At 58.8% G+C, this 19,721-nt stretch carries 23 protein-coding genes and 1 riboswitch; of the genes, 13 read left to right on the top strand and 10 right to left on the bottom strand.

Going from position 1 to position 19,721, the window contains the following annotated elements; translation table 11 throughout:
• Positions 1–27: 27 nt before the first annotated feature.
• The 8 genes from rpmJ to BMX75_RS08955 all read left to right on the top strand — a co-directional run bounded on the left by rpmJ (position 28) and on the right by BMX75_RS08955 (position 5,690).
• Positions 28–141 carry a 50S ribosomal protein L36 gene (gene rpmJ, locus BMX75_RS08990; protein ID WP_009099023.1) on the top strand — a complete coding sequence of 38 codons (114 nt, stop codon included), beginning with the start codon at positions 28–30 and terminating at the stop codon, positions 139–141.
• Positions 142–265: 124 nt separating this feature from the next.
• Positions 266–622 carry a 30S ribosomal protein S13 gene (gene rpsM, locus BMX75_RS08985; protein ID WP_066318529.1) on the top strand — a complete coding sequence of 119 codons (357 nt, stop codon included), beginning with the start codon at positions 266–268 and terminating at the stop codon, positions 620–622.
• 39 nt (positions 623–661) lie between these two features.
• Positions 662–1,048, top strand: a complete 387-nt coding sequence (gene rpsK / locus BMX75_RS08980; protein WP_027337525.1) for a 30S ribosomal protein S11 — start codon at positions 662–664, stop codon at positions 1,046–1,048.
• Between the two features lie 12 nt (positions 1,049–1,060).
• Positions 1,061–1,681 (top strand): 30S ribosomal protein S4, encoded by a 621-nt coding sequence (gene rpsD, locus BMX75_RS08975; protein WP_066318527.1) that lies wholly within the window; start codon positions 1,061–1,063, stop codon positions 1,679–1,681.
• Between the two features lie 98 nt (positions 1,682–1,779).
• Positions 1,780–2,775, top strand: coding sequence for a DNA-directed RNA polymerase subunit alpha (locus tag BMX75_RS08970; protein WP_066318524.1), 996 nt, complete (start codon positions 1,780–1,782; stop codon positions 2,773–2,775).
• Between the two features lie 39 nt (positions 2,776–2,814).
• A complete protein-coding gene (gene rplQ / locus BMX75_RS08965) occupies positions 2,815–3,201 on the top strand; it encodes a 50S ribosomal protein L17 (protein ID WP_066318522.1) in 387 nt (128 codons plus the stop codon).
• A gap of 234 nt (positions 3,202–3,435) precedes the next feature.
• Positions 3,436–4,698 (top strand): D-alanyl-D-alanine carboxypeptidase, encoded by a 1,263-nt coding sequence (locus BMX75_RS08960; RefSeq protein WP_245748462.1) that lies wholly within the window; start codon positions 3,436–3,438, stop codon positions 4,696–4,698.
• 116 nt (positions 4,699–4,814) lie between these two features.
• Entirely contained in the window at positions 4,815–5,690 is an 876-nt protein-coding gene (locus BMX75_RS08955) for a DMT family transporter (protein WP_234346788.1), read from the top strand.
• Positions 5,691–5,694: 4 nt separating this feature from the next.
• Here the strand turns inward: BMX75_RS08955 and thiE are convergent, their stop codons facing one another.
• The 4 genes from thiE to BMX75_RS08935 form a co-directional block, all read right to left on the bottom strand.
• Positions 5,695–6,306, bottom strand: coding sequence for a thiamine phosphate synthase (gene thiE, locus BMX75_RS08950; RefSeq protein WP_092827261.1), 612 nt, complete (start codon positions 6,304–6,306; stop codon positions 5,695–5,697).
• Complete coding sequence (gene thiM / locus BMX75_RS08945; protein WP_092827259.1) at positions 6,296–7,105, bottom strand: hydroxyethylthiazole kinase; 810 nt, start codon at positions 7,103–7,105, stop codon at positions 6,296–6,298. Before thiM ends, thiE begins: the two co-directional genes overlap by 11 nt.
• Before the next feature lie 24 nt (positions 7,106–7,129).
• Positions 7,130–7,226, bottom strand: a riboswitch (TPP riboswitch).
• A gap of 47 nt (positions 7,227–7,273) precedes the next feature.
• Positions 7,274–7,618 (bottom strand): hypothetical protein, encoded by a 345-nt coding sequence (locus BMX75_RS08940; protein ID WP_092827257.1) that lies wholly within the window; start codon positions 7,616–7,618, stop codon positions 7,274–7,276.
• A 107-nt stretch (positions 7,619–7,725) separates the two neighbouring features.
• A complete protein-coding gene (locus BMX75_RS08935; RefSeq protein WP_092827255.1) occupies positions 7,726–8,100 on the bottom strand; it encodes a DUF2237 family protein in 375 nt (124 codons plus the stop codon).
• 237 nt (positions 8,101–8,337) lie between these two features.
• On the opposite strand from BMX75_RS08935, the gene gloA reads away from it, so the two are divergent.
• A complete protein-coding gene (gloA, locus tag BMX75_RS08930; RefSeq protein WP_092827253.1) occupies positions 8,338–8,871 on the top strand; it encodes a lactoylglutathione lyase in 534 nt (177 codons plus the stop codon).
• Between the two features lies 1 nt (position 8,872).
• Positions 8,873–9,235 (top strand): DUF6164 family protein, encoded by a 363-nt coding sequence (locus BMX75_RS08925; RefSeq protein ID WP_092827251.1) that lies wholly within the window; start codon positions 8,873–8,875, stop codon positions 9,233–9,235.
• On the opposite strand, the gene BMX75_RS08920 is transcribed toward BMX75_RS08925, so the two are convergent.
• Both BMX75_RS08920 and ampC read right to left on the bottom strand, forming a co-directional pair.
• A complete protein-coding gene (locus BMX75_RS08920; protein WP_092827249.1) occupies positions 9,227–9,907 on the bottom strand; it encodes a cupin domain-containing protein in 681 nt (226 codons plus the stop codon). The two genes, BMX75_RS08925 and BMX75_RS08920, sit on opposite strands and share 9 nt — an antisense overlap.
• Before the next feature lie 87 nt (positions 9,908–9,994).
• Positions 9,995–11,158 (bottom strand): class C beta-lactamase, encoded by a 1,164-nt coding sequence (gene ampC, locus BMX75_RS08915; RefSeq protein ID WP_422822067.1) that lies wholly within the window; start codon positions 11,156–11,158, stop codon positions 9,995–9,997.
• A 167-nt stretch (positions 11,159–11,325) separates the two neighbouring features.
• On the opposite strand from ampC, the gene BMX75_RS08910 reads away from it, so the two are divergent.
• Positions 11,326–12,201 (top strand): LysR family transcriptional regulator, encoded by an 876-nt coding sequence (locus BMX75_RS08910; RefSeq protein WP_092827245.1) that lies wholly within the window; start codon positions 11,326–11,328, stop codon positions 12,199–12,201.
• Positions 12,202–12,225: 24 nt separating this feature from the next.
• Here the strand turns inward: BMX75_RS08910 and BMX75_RS08905 are convergent, their stop codons facing one another.
• The 4 genes from BMX75_RS08905 to BMX75_RS18065 are packed head-to-tail and all read right to left on the bottom strand — an operon-like array spanning position 12,226 to position 15,081.
• Positions 12,226–13,284, bottom strand: a complete 1,059-nt coding sequence (locus BMX75_RS08905) for a metal ABC transporter solute-binding protein, Zn/Mn family (protein WP_092827243.1) — start codon at positions 13,282–13,284, stop codon at positions 12,226–12,228.
• A gap of 42 nt (positions 13,285–13,326) precedes the next feature.
• The gene (locus tag BMX75_RS08900) at positions 13,327–14,217 is read right to left on the bottom strand and encodes a metal ABC transporter permease (RefSeq protein WP_092827241.1); all 891 of its coding nucleotides are present in this window, start codon (positions 14,215–14,217) and stop codon (positions 13,327–13,329) included.
• On the bottom strand, positions 14,201–14,935 hold the full coding sequence (locus BMX75_RS08895; RefSeq protein ID WP_092827239.1) for a metal ABC transporter ATP-binding protein: 735 nt from the start codon (positions 14,933–14,935) through the stop codon (positions 14,201–14,203). Before BMX75_RS08895 ends, BMX75_RS08900 begins: the two co-directional genes overlap by 17 nt.
• Entirely contained in the window at positions 14,932–15,081 is a 150-nt protein-coding gene (locus BMX75_RS18065) for a hypothetical protein (protein ID WP_175474716.1), read from the bottom strand. Before BMX75_RS18065 ends, BMX75_RS08895 begins: the two co-directional genes overlap by 4 nt.
• Before the next feature lie 227 nt (positions 15,082–15,308).
• Between BMX75_RS18065 and cas1f the strand changes: the two genes are divergently transcribed.
• Positions 15,309–16,283 carry a type I-F CRISPR-associated endonuclease Cas1f gene (cas1f, locus tag BMX75_RS08890; protein WP_092827237.1) on the top strand — a complete coding sequence of 325 codons (975 nt, stop codon included), beginning with the start codon at positions 15,309–15,311 and terminating at the stop codon, positions 16,281–16,283.
• Positions 16,280–19,627, top strand: a complete 3,348-nt coding sequence (gene cas3f, locus BMX75_RS08885) for a type I-F CRISPR-associated helicase Cas3f (protein ID WP_092827235.1) — start codon at positions 16,280–16,282, stop codon at positions 19,625–19,627. Before cas1f ends, cas3f begins: the two co-directional genes overlap by 4 nt.
• Positions 19,628–19,721 lie beyond the last annotated feature (94 nt).

Below are 19,721 nucleotides of genomic sequence, written 5' to 3'. Positions count from 1 at the left end.
CGTATGCCGTCCGTATTGGAGAGAACGATGAAAGTTCGAGCTTCCGTAAAGAAAATGTGCCGTAACTGCAAGATCATTCGTCGCAATGGCGCCGTGCGCGTCATCTGCATCGAACCGCGGCACAAGCAGCGCCAGGGTTAATTTTCCTGGTCTGTATTAAGCGGGTGCTGGCATACCCCTTGCCTTCGGGTGTAAAAAGGGGGTATGCTGTTGCGCCTTTTAAAGATGATTAACGAGCAAGCCGCTCAAATTTCGGAGTAAGCTGATGGCCCGTATTGCAGGCGTCAATATCCCGGACAACAAGCATGCGGCGATCTCGCTGACCTATATCTTCGGGATTGGCCGTACACGTGCAGAGCACATCTGTGTTGCTGCCGGTATCGCGCCGACTGCCAAGATCCAGGACCTGTCTTCTGATGAAGTCGACACCCTGCGTTCTGAAGTTGGTAAGTACACCGTAGAGGGCGACCTTCGCCGTGATGTCACGCTTAACATTAAGCGTCTCATGGACTTAGGTTGTTTCCGTGGTCTGCGTCATCGTCGTAGTCTTCCGCTGCGTGGTCAGCGGACCAAGACTAACGCGCGTACCCGTAAGGGCCCGCGTAAGCCGATCCGCAAATAACACGCACGTTCTGGCGTAAAGACAGGAATAGACATCAACATGGCTAACCCGCGTAGTAACCGTAAAAAGGTTAAAAAGCAGGTAGTGGATGCCGTTGCGCATATCCACGCCTCTTTTAACAACACGATCGTGACGATCACAGACCGCCAGGGCAACGCTCTGTCATGGGCGACTGCCGGTGGTTCGGGTTTTCGTGGTTCTCGCAAGAGCACCCCGTTCGCTGCTCAAGTGGCAAGTGAACGTGCAGCAACTGCTGCAGCCGAGTATGGTGTGAAAAACGTCGACGTGCTGGTCAAAGGCCCAGGTCCCGGTCGTGAATCCGCCGTGCGCGCACTGAACGCCGCCGGCTTCCGCGTGCAAAGCATTATCGACGCGACGCCCATCCCCCATAATGGCTGCCGTCCGCCGAAGAAACGCCGCGTTTAAGGAGACAGATTCATGGCTCGTTATATTGGACCGAAGTGCAAACTGTCTCGTCGTGAAGGCACCGACCTCTTTTTGAAGAGTGGCGTGACTCCCTTCGAGAAAAAGTGTAAATCCGAGCAGATTCCGGGTGTACACGGCCAGCGCCGTCAACGTCTTTCAGACTACGGCTTGCAGCTTCGCGAGAAGCAAAAAGTGCGTCGTATGTACGGCGTACTCGAAAAGCAGTTCCGTAACTACTACAAAGAAGCCGCTCGCCAGAAAGGCGCGACCGGTGAAGTATTGTTGCAGTTGCTCGAATCCCGACTGGATAACGTCGTCTACCGTATGGGCTTCGGCTCGACTCGCTCTGAAGCGCGTCAGCTGGTCAGCCACAAGGCGATTAGCGTGAACGGTCGCAGCGTCAACGTCGCTTCCTACCAAGTGAAGCCAGGTGACGTTGTTTCCATTCGCGAAAAGGCGAAGAACCAGGCTCGCATTCAAAACGCGTTGTCCATTGCGGCCAACCGTGGTGATGTGGCGTGGATCGAAACCGACGCCAAGAAGATGGAAGGCACTTTCAAGGCTCTGCCTGAACGCGGTGACCTGTCTGCCGACATCAACGAAAACCTGATCGTCGAGCTTTACTCCAAGTAAGCAGTTTTCTGTTTCTTGTCGGCTTGGTGCCGGTTTAGTACCGGCACCAAGCCGTACCGAGTATCAAGTATCCGTTTGGCAGCCTGAAAGGTGTTCATATGCAGCGTTCAGTGACAGAGTTTCTCCGTCCTCGTGACATCAAGGTCGAAGAAATCAGCGCACATCATGCCAAGATCGTTCTCGAACCGTTCGAGCGCGGCTTTGGTCACACCCTGGGGAATGCACTGCGTCGCATTCTGCTTTCGTCCATGCCCGGCTGTGCCGTGGTAGAGGCTGAAATTGCGGGTGTCGAGCACGAATATAGTGCTCTCGAAGGGGTGCAGGAAGATGTCATTGAAATCCTCCTGAACTTGAAAGATGTTGCGATCAAGATGCACAGCCGCGATGAGGCGGTGCTCTCGCTGAACAAGCAGGGCCCAGCCGTCGTCACCGCTGGCGACATTGCGCTTGATCATAGCGTCGAAATCGTCAACCCGGACCATATCATTGCCCATGTCAATGAAGGTACCGAGCTGAAGATTCAGCTTAAGGTAGCAATGGGTCGTGGCTACGAACCGGCTGACGCCCGTGGCTCTGATGAAGAGTCCCGTGCCATTGGCCGCCTGCAGCTGGATGCCACCTTCAGCCCTGTCCGCCGAGTTTCCTACGCGGTCGAAGCTGCTCGTGTCGAACAGCGTACTGACCTCGATAAGCTGATTATCGATCTGGAAACCGACGGTACTCTGGATCCGGAAGAGGCTATCCGCCGCAGTGCGACCATCCTGCAAGAGCAGCTGGCCGCCTTCGTCGACCTGGAAGCTGATAAAGAGCAGGAAGTCGAAGAGGAAGAGGATCATGTTGATCCAATTCTATTGCGCCCCGTAGACGATCTTGAGTTGACCGTTCGCAGCGCGAACTGCCTGAAAGCCGAGAATATTTATTACATCGGTGATCTGATTCAGCGCACTGAAGTTGAGCTGTTGAAGACCCCGAACCTCGGTAAAAAGTCCTTGAATGAAATCAAGGATGTATTGGCGGCGCGCGGCTTGTCCCTCGGCATGCGGCTGGAAAATTGGCCACCCGCTAGCCTGAAGGACGACAAGGCCTCCGCGTGAGTGTCGACTCGAGTCCCAGTTTGGTAAGGAATTACAACCATGCGTCATCGTAAGAGTGGTCGTCATCTGAATCGCACCAGCTCGCATCGGCAGGCCATGTTCAAGAACATGTCTGTCTCGCTGGTCGAACATGAAGTTATCAAGACAACCCTGCCCAAAGCCAAGGAGTTGCGTCGCGTTATCGAGCCGCTGATTACCTTGTCTAAGCAGGACAGCGTTGCCAACCGCCGTCTGGCGTTTGCCCGCACGCGCTCGAAAGAAGCCGTCGGCAAACTGTTCAACGAGTTGGGTCCGCGTTACGCCGAGCGTCCGGGCGGTTACGTCCGTATTCTCAAGTGCGGTTACCGCACCGGCGACAATGCGCCCATGGCATACGTTGAGCTTGTCGATCGCCCGGTGGTTGAAGAGGCCGTTGCAGAAGAGTAATTCGCTTCTGTGGCAGCTGGTCAACACCAAAACCGACCCCTTGTGGGTCGGTTTTTTTATAGTGCCGATTAACCAGTTCAACGTATATACTCAGGGCATTAGCCTGAAGTTAAGGCAGTTATCATGGCAGTGGTATAAAACAAAATGTCAGGGGGACGTATGAGAGCGAGACAATGTTGGCGAGGCGCATCCATCAGGGCAGCATCGCTGATCACAGGAATATTATTCATTGTCATGTCACTGCCCCTTCAAGCGTCGAATCCGCGCTATGCAGGCATGGTGGTTGATCTTGATGGAGGCGAGGTGCTGTACGCGGAAAATGCAGATGCGCGTCGCTATCCTGCTTCGCTGACCAAGGTCATGACGCTCTACCTGGCTTTTGAAGCGCTTGAGGAAGGACGTTTACGTCTCGACGAACCATTACCCGTGTCTTCTCAAGCGGCGTCGATGCCTGCATCCAAGCTTTGGCTGTCGTCTGGCAGTTCGATCCTGGTCGATGAAGCGATCCGTGCGTTAGCCGTACGCTCGGCAAATGATGTCGCCGTGGTGATGGCCGAGGCGCTGGGCGGGAGTGAAGACCGCTTCGCACAATTGATGACAGCGAAGGCCCGGGAATTGGGGATGCGCAATACAACGTTTCGCAATGCCTCGGGCCTCCCCGATGACCGACAGGTTACCACCGCCCGGGATATGGTCACCCTTGCGGTCCGTGTGATGCAGGATTTCCCTGATTACTACCATTATTTTGGCTTACAGGAATTCACCTATCGGGGTACCCGGCACACCAGCCATAACCGGTTGGTACGGGACTACCCGGGTGCCGATGGCTTGAAAACAGGGTTTATTCGCGCTTCGGGGTTTAATGTTCTGACCACCGCTAAACGGGGTGATCGACGGCTAATGGCTGTCGTCATGGGAGGCTTTACGGCGCAATCTCGTGATAAGCACATGACTAACCTACTCAACCGTAGTTTTATTCGCGCTGGCCTTCGTGACCAACCCAACTGGGTGGCCAATGTTAACTTTGCAGATGAATACATGGCATTTGCCCAGACACCCAGCGCCACTCCTGCGCCCAGCGCGCCACCATCGACGCTGGCATCCTCGGTGATGGCTGAGTACACACCGGAAGTTGCCCCGTCAGAGCCGACCTCTCAAGCACCACCCACCGCCTCGGATCGTCAGCAGCAGGAGGAGGAGGATCCCCTGCAGGCCTTTATCGAACGCGAACGGGTCATGGCAGCACGTGCGGCAGGCGGCTGGGGGATCCAGGTAGGCGCCTTCAGCCAGGAAGATCAAGCCCAGCGCTATGCACGTCAAGCCGCCACCTACCTGCCCCGTGACCTCGATGGCCAAGTGGCGATAGACACCTCGGTAGGGCAAAGCCCGATATTTCGTGCCCGGCTGATGGCGCTGGAAGAGCAACAGGCGCGCCAGGCCTGCGAACAGCTTCGCTCGCGGGGAATGGACTGCATGGTCGTCAACGCCAGCCTGTAGCGCGGAAAAGTGCCAAAAACCCCGCCAAAGGTTCTTTTGGCGGGGTTTTTTAGTTTTAATTTAAATTAATTTTATCCAGTTAAGACATTTCAGCCAGGCAAGAAAGGGAGGTCGTGGTGACAACGTCGCTGAAAGGCATACTCTGCATGTGTACCGGTGTCCTGTTCCTGGCCCTGGGGGACGCCGTCTCCAAGTGGTTGGGCGAGGTGCATTCGCCACTGCAGATCATCTTCTTTCGGGCGCTGGTTTCGCTGCCGCTGATTGCCCTGCTTGCTCATTTTGCCGGCGGCTTGCGCAAGTTGCGGACTCGGCGCCCGGGTGTGCATCTGCTTCGCGGCTTGATCTATACCGCCACCATGGTCTGTTTCGTATGGGGGTTGACGCTCTTGCCGCTGGCCGAGGCCACGGCGATCGCCTTCGTGGCGCCGCTGTTTGTCACCCTGCTATCGGTGCCGTTGTTGGGAGAGCGCATCGAACCGCCGGTGCTTATTGCCTCACTGGTAGGGTTTGTCGGGGTGCTGATTATTGTTCGTCCTGATAGCGATGCCTTTCAACTGGGCGCCCTGGTGCTGGTGGGGGCGGCGCTGTTCTATGCCTTGATGATGATTACCGCACGCCGCTACGGGGGCCGTGAACACCTCTGGGCGATGCTGTTCTACATGACCTCTGTGCCCCTGATAGTGACGGGGCTGACCTTGCCCTGGGTCTGGCAGACGCCGCTGCCCTGGCACTGGCTGGGGTTTTTGGCGTCTGGCGTACTGGGCGTGGGCGCGACGGCGTTCATTACCCTGGCGTTTCGCTTTGCGCCAGCGGCGATAGCCGCCCCGTTCGATTACACCGCCATGCTCTGGGCAGTGCTGCTCGGCTGGTGGTTCTGGGGCGAGCTACCCGACCTCTGGGTATGGGTGGGCAGCGCCTTGATCATGGCAAGCGGCCTGGCGATCGCCTATCACGACCGGCGCACTACCTTGAAGCGCCGCCCAACGGCCTAGGCTGTCAACGCTGGAAGGCGCGAGCCGCTGCCTCGGGATCGGGCTGTCCGCATATCGCCGAGATGACCGCTAGCCCGTCAGCGCCTGCCCGCCGTATCGCATTCACATGGCTGGCATTCAGCCCGCCAATGGCCACGCTGGGAATCGGGCAATCCTTGATCAAGGAGGCAAGGCCGCCAAAACCAATCGGTTGGGCGTGATCCTGTTTGCTGGGGGTGGCAAAGATCGGCCCGATGCCCACGTAGTCAAGCTGATCGATAGGTGCGTCATGAAGTTGTTCCACGGTGTTGATCGAGAGCCCCAATATGGCCTTTGGCCCCATCGCCACTCGGGCCTGGCGCACCGTGGTATCGCTCTGACCGACATGCAGTCCGTCGGCTTGACTGGCAAGCGCCACCTCAAGGCGGTCGTTGATGATCAACGCTACCCCGCTGCCGGCCAGCAAGGCTTTCAGGCGCCGTGCCTGGTCGATCATCTGTGCATCGCTTGCTTGCTTGTCGCGCAGCTGCACCATGGTGACGCCACCGCGGACAGCCTCGCTGACAGTGCGCTCAAGACCATGGCGCTGGCACAGGGTTGCGTCGGTGACCAGATAAAGCGACAGATCAAAGGGCATCGCGGACCTCCCGCCGGGCGAAGTGATTAAGCGCATCAGGCGTGAGCTGATAAAGCGCGTCCAGCAAGGCAACGTAAAAACTGCCCGGCCCCTGGGCGGTCTCCCCGGCACGCTCTCCGGCTGCCGCAGAACACGCCACGGCGGCACTGCTGGCGCTCAGCGGCTCGTCCGGGTTGGCGGCGATAAAGGCGGCCACCAGAGCGCTGAGCCCGCACCCCAAGGTCGTGACACGGGGCATCAAAGGATGCCCGCCGCTGATCGTGTAGCAGGCTTTTCCGTCGGTGACTCTATCCCGTTCACCGGTCATGGCGACGATACACTGTTGCCGCTCGGCCAGCGCCATGGCGGCCGTTATGGCATCGTCGGTGGACGCAGTGGCATCAACCCCACGGCCCTGGTGGGCCAGCCCATCGAGGGCCAGGATTTCAGAGGCGTTGCCACGGATGACGCTGGGCTGAAGGGCCAAAAGGTCGGCGCAGACTTCCTGGCGATAACGGGTCGCGCCCACGGCGACGGGGTCCAGCACCCAGGGCGTGTCGTGCGCGCGAGCGGTGCGCGCGGCAAGCAGCATGGCCTCCGCCCAGGGCGATGAAAGCGTCCCGATGTTGATCGACAGCGCATCGGCCAGCCCGGTGAATTCAGCAACCTCCTGGGTGGCATGCAGCATGGCAGGTGACGCCCCGGTAGCCAGCAGCACGTTGGCGGTGCTGTTCATCGCGACATAGTTGGTGATGCAGTGAATAAGCGGGGTGGTGTCGCGCAGCGCCGTCAAGCTGTCGCCAAAGTTGGGGATGGTCATGAAATCCTCCCGGCAGGGAGGTGGTGACGGGGCACCACGACTCCCTACGCCGGTATTAGCCGGTTCAGGTTATAAGGGTGCTTCTCAGCCCGTTCGGTGACGAGCGCCCCTGTCGTGCGCCTACTATCCGTGGCTTGGACGGGTCTGTAAAGCCCTGGAAAGGCTCGTTTAACGAAACGAGATGCGCGTTCCGTAGGTGAGCATTTCATCAGGCGTCATGGCTTTCCCCGCCACACCGATCATTTCGTCGCCGCATTGATCGGCAAAGGTAAGCACGCCATGGGTCAAGCCCAATTCACCCAGGGTATCGCGGATCTCACCAGTACCCAGAAAGGTGCTGACGTGCCCCTGGGCATTGGATAAATCGGAAACCCCATTGGCATGGTGAAAGCGCACTTTATAGATGCCGTCCATTGATTCAACCTCCACAATTGGCGAGAAGCCGTTGCGGAGCGCCTGGGAAAGCTGCTTCAAGGTAATGTGATCGCCAAGGGTCGTATCAATCGAGGCCATGACCTACTCCTGTGGGATACCCGTCAAGTGGGGATCAGCGGATGGGTGTATAAAGTTTATAATGGGAGTGTAGAATGTTTGCACAGAATATCCAAGGCACAGCCTCCTCAATGCACGGCATCCAGAGCGTGCCGGCGCAAGGTGTCCAGGCCGATGATGTCGAGGGTCTTCTGATTAGTTCCGGACAAGACCACGGGCGGCGCCAGGCCTACCTCGGCGGCTTCCAGCCAGCGTGACGCGCACAGGCACCAACGGTCGCCGGGCTGCAGGCCAGGAAAGCCAAATTCAGGCCGTGGCGTTACCAGGTCGTTGCCCTGTGCCAGCGAAAAGGCCAGAAATTCCTCCGTCAGCATGGCGCACACAGAGTGAACGCCCACATCATCCGCCCCCACGCGACAGAATCCATCGCGGTAAAAGCCGGTTTTGGGGTCATGGCAGCACGGGGTGAGCGGTTCACCCAGCACATTGAGATCGCGGGCCATAAGGCCTCCTTAGCGCAAGGGCTGGTATTTTGTCAGACTGCCCTCATGATGAAACCATAGACACCGATCATCCTGGTGAACCATGAGAGCGAGTCACGATGGTGGTGAAAGACTGTTTTTAAAGACCGTTTTTAAAGACTGTCATTAAAGGCTGCGGGTACAGACGGTTCCTAAAGACTGGCAGCAAGGATTTTACAGCCTTGTACAAAGTAACCGATACGTCAAAGGAGATAGTGCATGTCGTTTCAAGGTGAGCAGCATCCAGGGGTTGCTCCGGCACCCAAGCAGACCCAGGGATTTCGTTTGAACCACACCATGCTGCGGGTCAAGGATCCCGAGCGTGCGCTGGCGTTTTATTCACAGGTGTTTGGTATGCAGGTGATGCGTCGGCTTGATTTTGAAGAAATGCAATTTTCCCTCTACTTCCTGGCTAACCTGGAAGACGCTGACCAAGTGCCCGAAGAGACGCAGGCAAGAACCGCCTGGACGTTCAGTCAAAAGGGGCTGCTGGAGCTGACCCACAACTGGGGCACGGAAAATCAGGACGGCTTTGCCTACCACGATGGCAACGCCGAGCCCCAGGGCTTTGGTCATATCTGCTTTAGCGTGCCCGACCTGGCGGCGGCCCAGGCGTGGTTTGACGAGCACGACGTCACCTTCGTCAAGCGTGCCGATCAGGGCAAGATGCAAGACGTGATTTTTGTCAAAGACCCGGATGGCTACTGGATTGAAGTGATTCAGGCGGATCTGATGGCCAACAAGGGCGATTAGCATGGCGCATTTGCTGTTCCGCCTGCGCCATGTGACCGACGAAGAGGCGATGGAGGTCCGCCAGTTGCTCGATGCCCACGGTCTGGATACCTACGAGACGCAGGCTGGCTTCTTCCGGCTGGGCGTGGATGCCATCTGGCTGCGCGACTTGAGCCAGCTAGAGGATGCCAATGCGCTGCTGGCGGAGTATCAGGCCGAGCGCCAGGCGCGGGCCAGGCAAGAGCATCGGGAGGCGCTCGCACGGGGCGATGCGCCCACCTTATGGCAGCGTTTTAGTGCCCACCCCGTGCAGCTCACGCTGGTGGGCGTCGCCATTGTATTGCTGGTAGCGTTGACGCTGTTGCCCTTTCTGGCACTAGGCTGAAGTTTCCTGGACAGGCGGTAGGTGGCCGCGTTTGAGATACATCTGCACACCGTTCTTTCCGGCTGTGAGGGTCAGGGCCATGCCGCTGGGGTAGCGGCACCAGCTACCCGCGGTGTATTCCCGGTCGCCATCGCTCAAGGCGCCCTCCAGCACGAATAGCTCAAGCCCGCCGGTCAGCACCGGATACTCAATGGCCTGGCCAGCTTCCCAGTGTTCCAGGCTGACCCGCTCCTGTTTAAAGGTATGCAGCATCTTGTAGCTGATGCCGGGGCGACGGTCCGGCTGCCAGGGCAGGCGGTGGGCCGGGACGGCAAGCTGCAACTCATCGTTTTGGTCGAACTGGTGCAACTTGACCAGTATCAAGGCCCCTTCATCGCCAATTTTCGGCGTATGGCCGGTACCGATGGGGTTTCTCAAGTAGCTGCCGGCGGCATAACGGCCATACTCGTCGGCGAACACGCCTTCCAGCACTAAAATTTCTTCACCGCCCCCGTGGGTATGCGGGTCGAACTGGGTGTTGGGGGCGTAGCGTACGAGGCTGGTGGCGCGGGCGACTTCGTCGCCAATGCGGTCGAGCATCATCCGTTCGACGCCAGCGCTGGGCGAGGCCACCCAGCGGTAATCTTCCGGTGTCACACAGGCAAAGCGGGTAAAGTCGGCGTTTAAACGCATGGGGCTGACTCTTGCAGGCAAAGGAAGTGGTGCTAGTCTCCTTATCGACAGCGAAAAATGCAACTTTCGCTGATGCCAATCCTGCACTCAGCGTCCGTCAGTCAGCGCGGTCAGGAGTCGATGAGCCGCCTCGATGCGTGCCTGATTGGGGTAATTGCGGTTGGCTAGCATCACGATACCGATCTGCTCGCTGGGCACAAAGGCCACATAGCCGCCAAAGCCATTGGTAGAGCCCGTCTTGTTGTAGAGCGCCTGCTGCCTGGGGGCCTGCGGTGGGCTCAAGCGGCTGACAGGGTTGGCGTTGAGGATCATCTCAAGCGAGTTGCCCTGGACAAGCGCATCAAGGGCGATCGGATAGGCGTAGCTTTCCCAGCCAAGCCCCTGGGTCATGTTGCCGACGTCAAAGTAATCCGCGCGCGTAGTCGCCATGGCCTGGCCGAGCGATCCATCAAGCCCGGTAGCGTCCATATTCGCCTCCACAAACGTCAGCACGTCTGCCGCGGTTGATTTCAAGCCGTAGGCTTGGGCGTCCAGCACGCCCGGGTTCACCCTGATCGGTTCGTCATCTTGAGAGTAACCGTAGGCGTAATGCGGCTGTTGCGCTTCGGGCACCTGGTAGTAGCTGTTCTCAAGGCCCAGCGGTGCCAACAGGTCTTCTTGCATCAGCGTCTCGAACCGCTTGCCAAGGCTTTGCGCTGCGAGATAACCGAACAGGCCCATGCTCGGGTTGGAGTAGAGTCGATGGCTGCCGGGCGGTGACTCAGGCTGCCACTGGCGATAATAGTCCACCATCGCCGCTTCATCTTGCACGGCTTCCGGGAATTGCAGAGGAAGCTCGCCTGCCGTGTAGGTGCCCAGTTCCAGCAGGGTGATCTCATCGAAGGCGCTGCCTTCAAGGGCCGATAGGTGCTGACTGGCTGAATCAGACAGCGACAGGTCGCCGCGGGAGGCCGCGTAAGCCGCCAGCGTAGCGGTGAAAACCTTGCTGATGGAGCCAAGTTCGAACAGCGTCTCCTGGGTGACCGGAGTTTTTGCTTCCAGATCGGCAACGCCATAATTAAAGTAATACGGCTGACCATTGATGCTAAGCGCAACGGACATCCCTGGAATGCGCTGCTCGGCCATGAGCGGAGCGATCGTATCGTTTACCAGCGCCTCGATGTGTGCCTCGTCAGCGTCTTCAAGCGCCCAGGCAGTGCTGGCGAAAAGCAGAGCACCTGTCATGATAAAGCCGGTTTTTGCTGCTAACATCCTGCGCATACATGGATCCTGTTGCGGTCGTGAAAGAAGGAGAGTGTCAGGTGGCCGGGTGTTGTCGCCAGCCGATACGTGCCTGACAGTCGCTAATATAGGGTGGGAAGGTGAGGGCCACAAACAGCGATATTTTGCCCAAGCCATTAGAAAAATTAGGGGGCTGGATGGCGCGTTCCTATCTGCCGTTAAACGCGTTGCGTGCCTTCGAGGCGTCGGCGAGGCATTTGAGCTTTACCCGGGCAGCGGATGAGCTATGCGTTACTCAGGCGGCCGTTAGCCACCAGGTCAAACTGCTCGAAAGCCAGTTGAAGGTACCGCTATTTAAACGCCTGCCCCGCGGGCTGATGTTGACGCAAGAGGGCGAGCGCTTGTTGCCGGTGCTGAATGGCGCCTTTGACCAGATGGCGCATACCCTGGACCGGATAGGCGAGCGCGGTTATCGGGAAGTGTTGCATGTGGGCGTGGTGGGGACCTTTGCCGTCGGCTGGCTATTGCCACGTCTGGATGACTTTCGGCAACAGTACCCGTTTATCGACCTGCGCCTTTCCACCCATAACAATCGCGCCGAGCTGGCCGCCGAGGGCCTCGACTTTGCGATCCGCTTTGGTAGCGGGGCATGGCACGGTACCGCCGCACAGCCCTTGCTACCGGCGTCACTGTCGGTAATGTGCACGCCAGAGATCGCTGCCCGGCTTACCACCCCTGCGGATGTGCTGGGCGAGACCTGGCTACGCTCCTACCGCGCTGATGAATGGACTGAATGGCTACTGGCGGCGGGGTTGCCCAGCAGCTATCCCATGTCGAAAAGCATCGTTTTCGACTCATCCATCGCCATGGTGGAGGCCGCCTTGCAAGGCGCGGGAGTGGCGCTGGCGCCACCCCTGATGTTCCCCCGCCAACTGAGCAGCGGCGCGTTGGTACAGCCTTTCAACACCGCTGTCAGTTTGGGAGGTTACTGGCTGACTCGCCTGCAGACACGCCCCGAAACCCACGCCATGGCGTGTTTCCGAGCGTGGCTGCTCAAGGCAACCAACGCCTGAGCCGAGTGGGCTGAGTTGCTCCGATCAGTGGTCATGCGCGCCGTGGTCGTGGTCGTGAGAATGACCGTGATCATCATGACCATGATCTTCGTGTCCCGGCTCGGCTAACGCATCGTGCAACGTTCTGGCATTGTGACGCATCATGCCTAAGTAAGTACTTGCTTCGCCTTCGCTGCTCAGGGCATCCGCATATAGCGTGCCTGCCACGCTCAATCCGGTTTCTTCCGCCAGTTGATCAATCACCGACTGATTGGTCATGTTCTCGTGGAACAGCGCCTCGACGTTTTCTTCTTCAATGACGTCGATCAGCTCGGCCATGCTGGCGCCGCTGGGGTCGGCTTCCGTCGACAGGCCCACCGGGGATAGAAAACGCACGCCGTAGGCATCGGCAAAATAGCCAAACGAATCGTGGCCGGTAATCACGCTGGTAGAGCCAGGGATTTCTTCGATCAGTGTGCGGATTTCTTCATCCGCCGCTCGGATCTCGGCCAGATAGCGCTCGGCATTGGCCTGATAAGCCTCGCGATTGTCGCCATCGGCTTCGATCAAGCCATCGCGGATATTCACCACATAGGTTTCAGCGCGTGCCAGGTCCTGCCAGGCGTGCGGGTCATCGTCGCCATGGACGTGTTCATCAGCGTGCCCGTGATCGTCGTGTCCATGGTTATCGTGGGCGTGGTCGTCATGCCCGTGATCGTCGTGTCCATGGTCGTCATGCCCGTGGTCATCGTGGCCTGACCGGCCAAGTGGCTCGATGCCTGCGGTTGCCGTCACCAGCGCCCCGGTGTAATCGCTGGCGTCGATCAAGCGCTCCATCCAGCCTTCGAAGAGCAGCCCGTTGAACACCACCAGGTCGGCGTCGGCCAGCGCCCGCGCGTCCCCCGGGCTCGGGGTATACATATGTGCATCACCGTCGGGGCCGACCAGCGAGGTCACCTGGACGTGCTCGCCGCCGACCTGTTCGACCATATCGGTGAGTATCGAAAAGCTGGTGACCACCTGGACACGTTCAGACGCCATGGCGGCGGGTAACGCCAGCAGGGCCGATACGCCAACCAGCCAGCGGGAAGGGGGCAATCTCATGTCATCACTCCTGTGGAAAAATCAGCGGGCCACGCCCGAACGTCAAGTGCTCGGCTCGGCTGGCAGCGGCGCCGTTCTACGCCGCCACCTCGCCGCCAAGCTGTGATAACGGCCGAACAGGGCAGACAACAGATAGCCACTGCCGGCCAGCAGAATAATGCTGGGACCTGAGGGAATATCGAGATGAAACGACAGCAACAGCCCGCCGGTGCTGGCAATCATCGCAAGCGCCACGGCAATCCCGATCAACCCCTCCAGGCGCTTGCTCCAGAAGCGCGCCGAGGTAGCAGGCAGCATCATCAAGCCCACTGCCATCAGCGTTCCCAGGGTTTGAAACCCGGCGGTAAGATTGAGCACCAGCAGCCCCAAAAACACGCTGTGCACCCAGCCGCTGCGTCGACTCTGGCCGCGCAAAAACAGCGGGTCCAGGCATTCCACCACCAGGGCGCGGAAAATCACCGCCAGGGTCAGCACAATCAAGGTGCTCATCCCGGCGATCAGCAGCAGCGCGGTGGAGTTGATCGCCAGAATCGAACCGAACAGCACATGGGTCAGGTCGACGCTGCTACCACCGATCGAGATCAGCATCACGCCTGCCGCCAATGAAATAATGAAAAAGCTCGCCATGGCGGCGTCCTCGCGCTGGCCGCCCATCTTGGAAACGGCCCCGGCAAGCAATGCCACCATCACGCCGAACATCACGCCGCCGATGCTCATTACCGGCAGAGAAAACCCCGCCAGCAAAAAGCCCAGCGCAACCCCAGGCAGAATGGCATGGGCCATGGCGTCGCCAATCAGGCTCATGCCGCGCAACACCAGGAATACCCCCAGGGTGGGAGCCGCCAACGACAGCGCCAGGCCGCCGACCACCGCACGGCGCATGAAGCCGTAATCGAAAGGCGCGATAAACCAGGCATCAAGCAGTGCCAGCATGACGGCCTCCCAGCGTAAACGGCACCACTTCCGCCGGGGCGTGTTGATGCGTCAAGGCGCTTGGCGAGACCCAGCGGCCGTGACCGCCGTTGAGCATCAACACCTCGTCGGCCAGGCGGCGCAGGTGATCCATATCGTGCAGCACCAGAATCAGGGTGGCCCCGTCGTCAGCCATCTGGCGCAGGATGCGAATCAGGATATCCACCGTCTCGCTGTCAACGTTGGCAAACGGCTCGTCGAGCAGCAAAAGCTCGGCTTCCTGCATCAGCGTGCGGCCAATCAGGGCGCGCTGGCGCTGGCCGCCGGAAAGCTCACCCAACGGGCGGTGCGCCAGGTGCGAGATACCCAGCCGCGCCATGATCTCGCGGCCCTTGCGGTAGTGCGCCGCGCAATAGCCTTTCAAAGCCCCATGGCTCGGCCAGCTGCCGGTCATCACCAGCTCTTCCACGCTCATCGGGAAGGTCAGGTCCAACGCCAACTGCTGCGGTAGCCAGGCCCGGCGTTCCTTGGGCACGGTGCATACCACCTTGCCGCTCATCGGGCGTAGTTCGCCCATGATGGCTTGAATGAGCGTGCTTTTGCCCGCCCCGTTCGCGCCAATCAAGGCGGTGATCGCCCCAGGCTGAAAGTCGCCTTCCACATGCTCGAGTACCGTACGGTGCCCCTGGGCCAAATGCAGGTTGTGCAACTGCAGGCGTGATAGTGAACGCTGACTCATGACGCCCACCCGTTAGCCCACCACACCATTAACCACAGCACCAGCAAGGGTACCGAGACCGACAGCAGCCGCCGCAACGCTGACAGCGACATCAGCGAAAAATGGCAAGGGCCTTCCTTGTTATGGCGATGCGAATGCTCACTCATTAAACCGACCTCGTGAATGACAAAATAGGTTATAACATAACAATTGGCGATGCCAATAAATTTGCCAATTATTCTACTCGCTCAGCGGCGCAGGGCAACGCTAATCATGCCGCGATCCCTGCAAGTCAGGCGAGAGTGGGTTCAGTGTTGGCGATGTATGACGAAGGTCAATGGTGTTTCGTTATAAAGAATGATTAGATAAATGAAACGACCATCAGGAGCGCCGCATGGATGACTTTTCGCCCAGTGACCTAAAAACCATTCTTCATTCCAAGCGCGCTAACCTCTATTACCTGCAGCACTGCCGGGTGTTGGTAAACGGTGGTCGAGTGGAGTACGTCACCGATGAGGGCAGTAAATCCCGCTACTGGAATATCCCCATCGCCAACACCACCTCGATACTGCTTGGCACCGGCACCTCGATTACCCAGGCGGCGATGCGCGAGCTTGCCAAAGCCGGTGTGTTAGTGGGCTTTTGCGGCGGCGGTGGCACGCCGCTGTTTGCTGCCAATGAGGTGGACGTGGACGTTGCCTGGTTGACCCCGCAAAGCGAATACCGACCCACGGAGTACCTGCAATACTGGGTGCGCTTCTGGTTTGACGATGTAAAACGCCTGGATGCCGCCCGCGCGTTCCAGCAAGCCCGCCTTGCCCGCATCGAAGCCCTGTGGACAAGCCGGGTGATGAAAGACGCAGGCTTCAGTATTTCCACCGATCACCTGCATAGCGCGCTTGCCCATCACCGCGAAGCGATCAAGCAAGCCCCCAGCACCGTCGATCTACTGACGTTGGAAGCGCGTTTAACCAAAACGCTGTTCAAGCTGGCGGTGAATGCCGTTGATTACGGTGACTTCACCCGCGCCAAGCGGGGGGCAGGCACCGACCCTGCCAACCGCTTTCTTGATCACGGTAATTATTTAGCCTACGGCCTGGCGGCGACCGCTACCTGGGTGCTGGGCATTCCCCATGGGCTGGCGGTACTCCACGGTAAAACCCGCCGGGGCGGCTTGGTCTTTGATGTGGCGGACTTAGTGAAAGACGCGGTGATTCTGCCCCAGGCGTTTATTTCCGCCATGCGCGGCGATGAAGAGCAGGAGTTTCGCCAAGCCTGTATTGAGCGCTTAACGCGCACCGAATCCCTCGATTTTATGATCGATACGCTCAAGGAAGTTGCCCAGGAGCTGGGGAGCGGCGACGTATGAACGTGCTGCTAATTTCCCAGTGCAACAAGAACGCCCTCAAACAAACCCGGCGCGTTCTTGATCAGTTTGCCGAGCGCCGGGGCGACCGCACATGGCAAACGCCGATCACCCAGGCAGGGCTGGAGACGTTGCGTAAGTTGCTGCGCAAAACCGCCCGCAAGAATACCGCCGTTGCCTGCCACTGGATTCGTGGCCACGACCATAGTGAATTGATGTGGGTGGTGGGGGATGCCGCTCAGTTCAATCTCAATGGTGCAGTACCGACCAATACCACCGCCCGAGATATCCTGCGCCGCCAGGATGAAAACGACTGGCACAACGGTGAAGATATTCTTCTTCTCACCGCGCTGGCCGCGTTACTGCACGACCTGGGCAAAGCCTGCGACGCCTTCCAGCAGCGGCTTAAAGGCAAACTGGAAGGCCGCAACTTATACCGCCATGAGTGGATATCGCTACGCCTGTTCCAAGCATTTGTAGGCAGTGACGACGACGCTACCTGGCTGGCGCGCCTGGCCGACGGCGACTATCAAGAGCAGGACTGGCTGGAGGGGTTGGAGCGTGATGGACTGGATGCCTCTACATCGGCGGTATTTAGTCGTTTGCCACCGCTAGCTGCCGCGCTGGGTTGGCTGGTGCTTAGCCACCACCGGCTACCGTTAAAACCGCCGGAACAAGACGGCGAGACGGAAAGACGCTGGGGCAGAGGAAAGGCGCCACTACAGGCGGAGCAGCTGGGCGGACTGTTTGCTTCTATCCATGCCGAATGGAACGAGATTCCCGAGACCCAAGACCCTAAACGTATAGCGCCGTACTGGCAGTTCAGTAAGGGCTTGCCGGTCAGCACACCCCGCTGGCGCGAACGTGCCAACAAACTTGCCACCCGGCTACAGGCGCGGCTGCAGAATAATGGTGGTCACTTGCTGGAAAGCCGCTACGTCATGCATTTAGCCCGGCTTAGCCTAATGCTGGCCGACCACCACTACTCAAGTCTGGAAGACCTTCAACATCGCGTGCGGGGCGAACCAAATTATCCGTTGACCGCCAATACCATGCGCAAAACCGGCAAGCCCAACCAGCCGTTGGATGAGCATATTCTGGGTGTTGAGAAACACGCCGCCGCGGTCGCCCGTGCGCTGCCCAGTGTCGATAGCCACCTGCCCCGTTTAGCGCGCCATAAAGGCTTTCGTAAACGCAGCAGTCATTCACGTTTTCGCTGGCAGGATAAAGCCTTTGATCTGGCCCAGTCGTTGAGGGAGCGCAGCCAACGCCAGGGCTTTTTTGGCATCAATATGGCCTCCACCGGCTGCGGTAAAACGTTGGCCAATGGACGCATCATGTACGCGCTGGCCGATCCTCAGCAGGGCGCTCGCTTCAGCATTGCGCTTGGGCTGCGCACGTTAACGCTGCAAACCGGCCAAGCCCTTCGTGACCGTCTGCATTTGGGTGAAGATGAACTCGCCGTGCGGGTAGGTGGCAGCGCCAATAAAACCCTGTTTGAACACTACGAACAAGAAGCCGAAGCCAGCGGCTCGGTGTCTCAACAGGCGCTGATCGAAGAAGACGCCCACGTGGTGTTTGACGGCAACTTTGATAGCCACCCGGTGCTGCGCCGCCTTAATAATGAACCGGGCACCCGTGCTCTGATTGCCGCGCCCATTTTGGTATGTACCGTTGACCACCTGGTGCCCGCCACGGAAAGCACGCGCGGCGGGCGGCAGATCGTGCCCATGCTGCGCCTGATGAGCAGCGACTTGGTGCTTGACGAAATCGACGATTTCGACATCAACGACCTGCCCGCGCTGACTCGATTAGTAAATTGGGCGGGGCTGTTGGGATCGCGGGTGCTGCTGTCATCGGCGACCTTGCCGCCCGCATTGGTCGAAGGTTTGTATGAAGCCTATCGCAGCGGTCGTGAGGCCTTTCAGCGTCACCGCGGCGAGCCGGGCTTGGCGGTGGATATCTGCTGCGCCTGGTTCGATGAGCACGACCGCCAGCATGAAAGCTGCTCCAGCAGCGAGACCTTCAAGGCCGCGCATTACGCTTTTGCCAAGCGTCGGTTAGAGCGCCTATCGTCTAGCCCGGTGCGCCGCCGTGGCGAGATTTTAGCATTGCCACCGCTGGGCAAACGCCCAGAAGAGATCAGGCCCGCGGTTGCAGCGCTGTTACGCGAGCACGCGCTGGCGCTTCACCAGCAGCACCACTCCGTTGACCCTCACACCAGCAAACGCGTCAGCTTTGGCTTGATTCGCATGGCCAATATCGACCCCTTGGTGGATGTGGCCAGAGCACTATTCCAGCAGGGCGCCCCTGACGGTGTGCGCATTCACCTCTGTGTTTATCACTCCCGTCACCCGTTGGTGATGCGCTCGGAGATTGAGCGCCGGTTAGACAGAACGCTGCAACGGGCCGAGCCTGAACGAGTGTTTCAGCAGCCCGATATCCGCCGCCTGCTCGATAGCAGCGAAGAACGTGACCACCTGTTTATTGTGTTGGGCTCGCCGGTCACCGAAGTCGGCCGCGACCACGATTACGACTGGGCTATTGTTGAGCCCTCCTCGATGCGCTCGATCATTCAGCTAGCGGGCCGGGTGCGCCGCCACCGTGAGCAGGCGTGTGAATCGCCTAATATTTTACTGCTCGATACCAACCTCAAACATTTTGAGCAGTCGGGAAAGCCTGCATTCCACAAACCTGGTTTTGAAACAGATATCAATTGGCGGCTAAGTAGTCACTTCCTTAGTGAGCTATTAACGGAAGATGAGTACAAGGTGATTGATGCACGCCCCCGCGTGCTGGCGCGGGAAGCGCTGCACGCTAAAGAAAGTCTCGTCGATCTGGAGCATGAGCGGTTGCACCAACTGATGATCGAGCAGCCCGCCGAACCGTTAACTAAAAAAGAGATCAGGCTTGGCAAGCAGCCCAAGCCGCCACCACTTGGAGCTTACAGTTGGTATGCGGTACCGCAGGTGCACTTAACCGGTGTATTGATTCAGCGAGATCCCTTTCGCCAGCAACTCGAACCTGAAATAACCCTCGCACTGATACCTGATGAGGGCGGAGAAACATGGACGCTACACCGCGTAGACGATGGCGCAAGGCGAGGCGAAAAGCTCTATGTACCGGTGGAGGAGAGCCTGCTGGTGCGAGTAGACCTGGCAAAAGAGCAGGGCGAGCGGATTCAACCCTGGGGCGCAAGCGACTACTTAACCGCTCTGGCTGACTTGGCCGAAGACCTGGATATCTCCCTTGATCGCGCCGCCCGAACCTTTGGGACGGTCACGGCCTCGGCTAGAAATCAGCGATGGGGGTATCACCCAGTGTTGGGATTTTGGCGGGGAAAATGAAATTAAGCCTGCTGGTTAATATCCGCGAGCGTTTCGCAAACCAGGGCTTGTATGCCAGCAAGGGCTTCAGCGCTGTCATTAGCAAGCCAAGAGA

This window comes from Vreelandella subterranea (assembly GCF_900111305.1).
Classification (GTDB): domain Bacteria; phylum Pseudomonadota; class Gammaproteobacteria; order Pseudomonadales; family Halomonadaceae; genus Vreelandella; species Vreelandella subterranea.
Note: the sequence above shows the minus strand (reverse complement) of the source record. Positions and strands in the feature narration are given on the sequence as shown.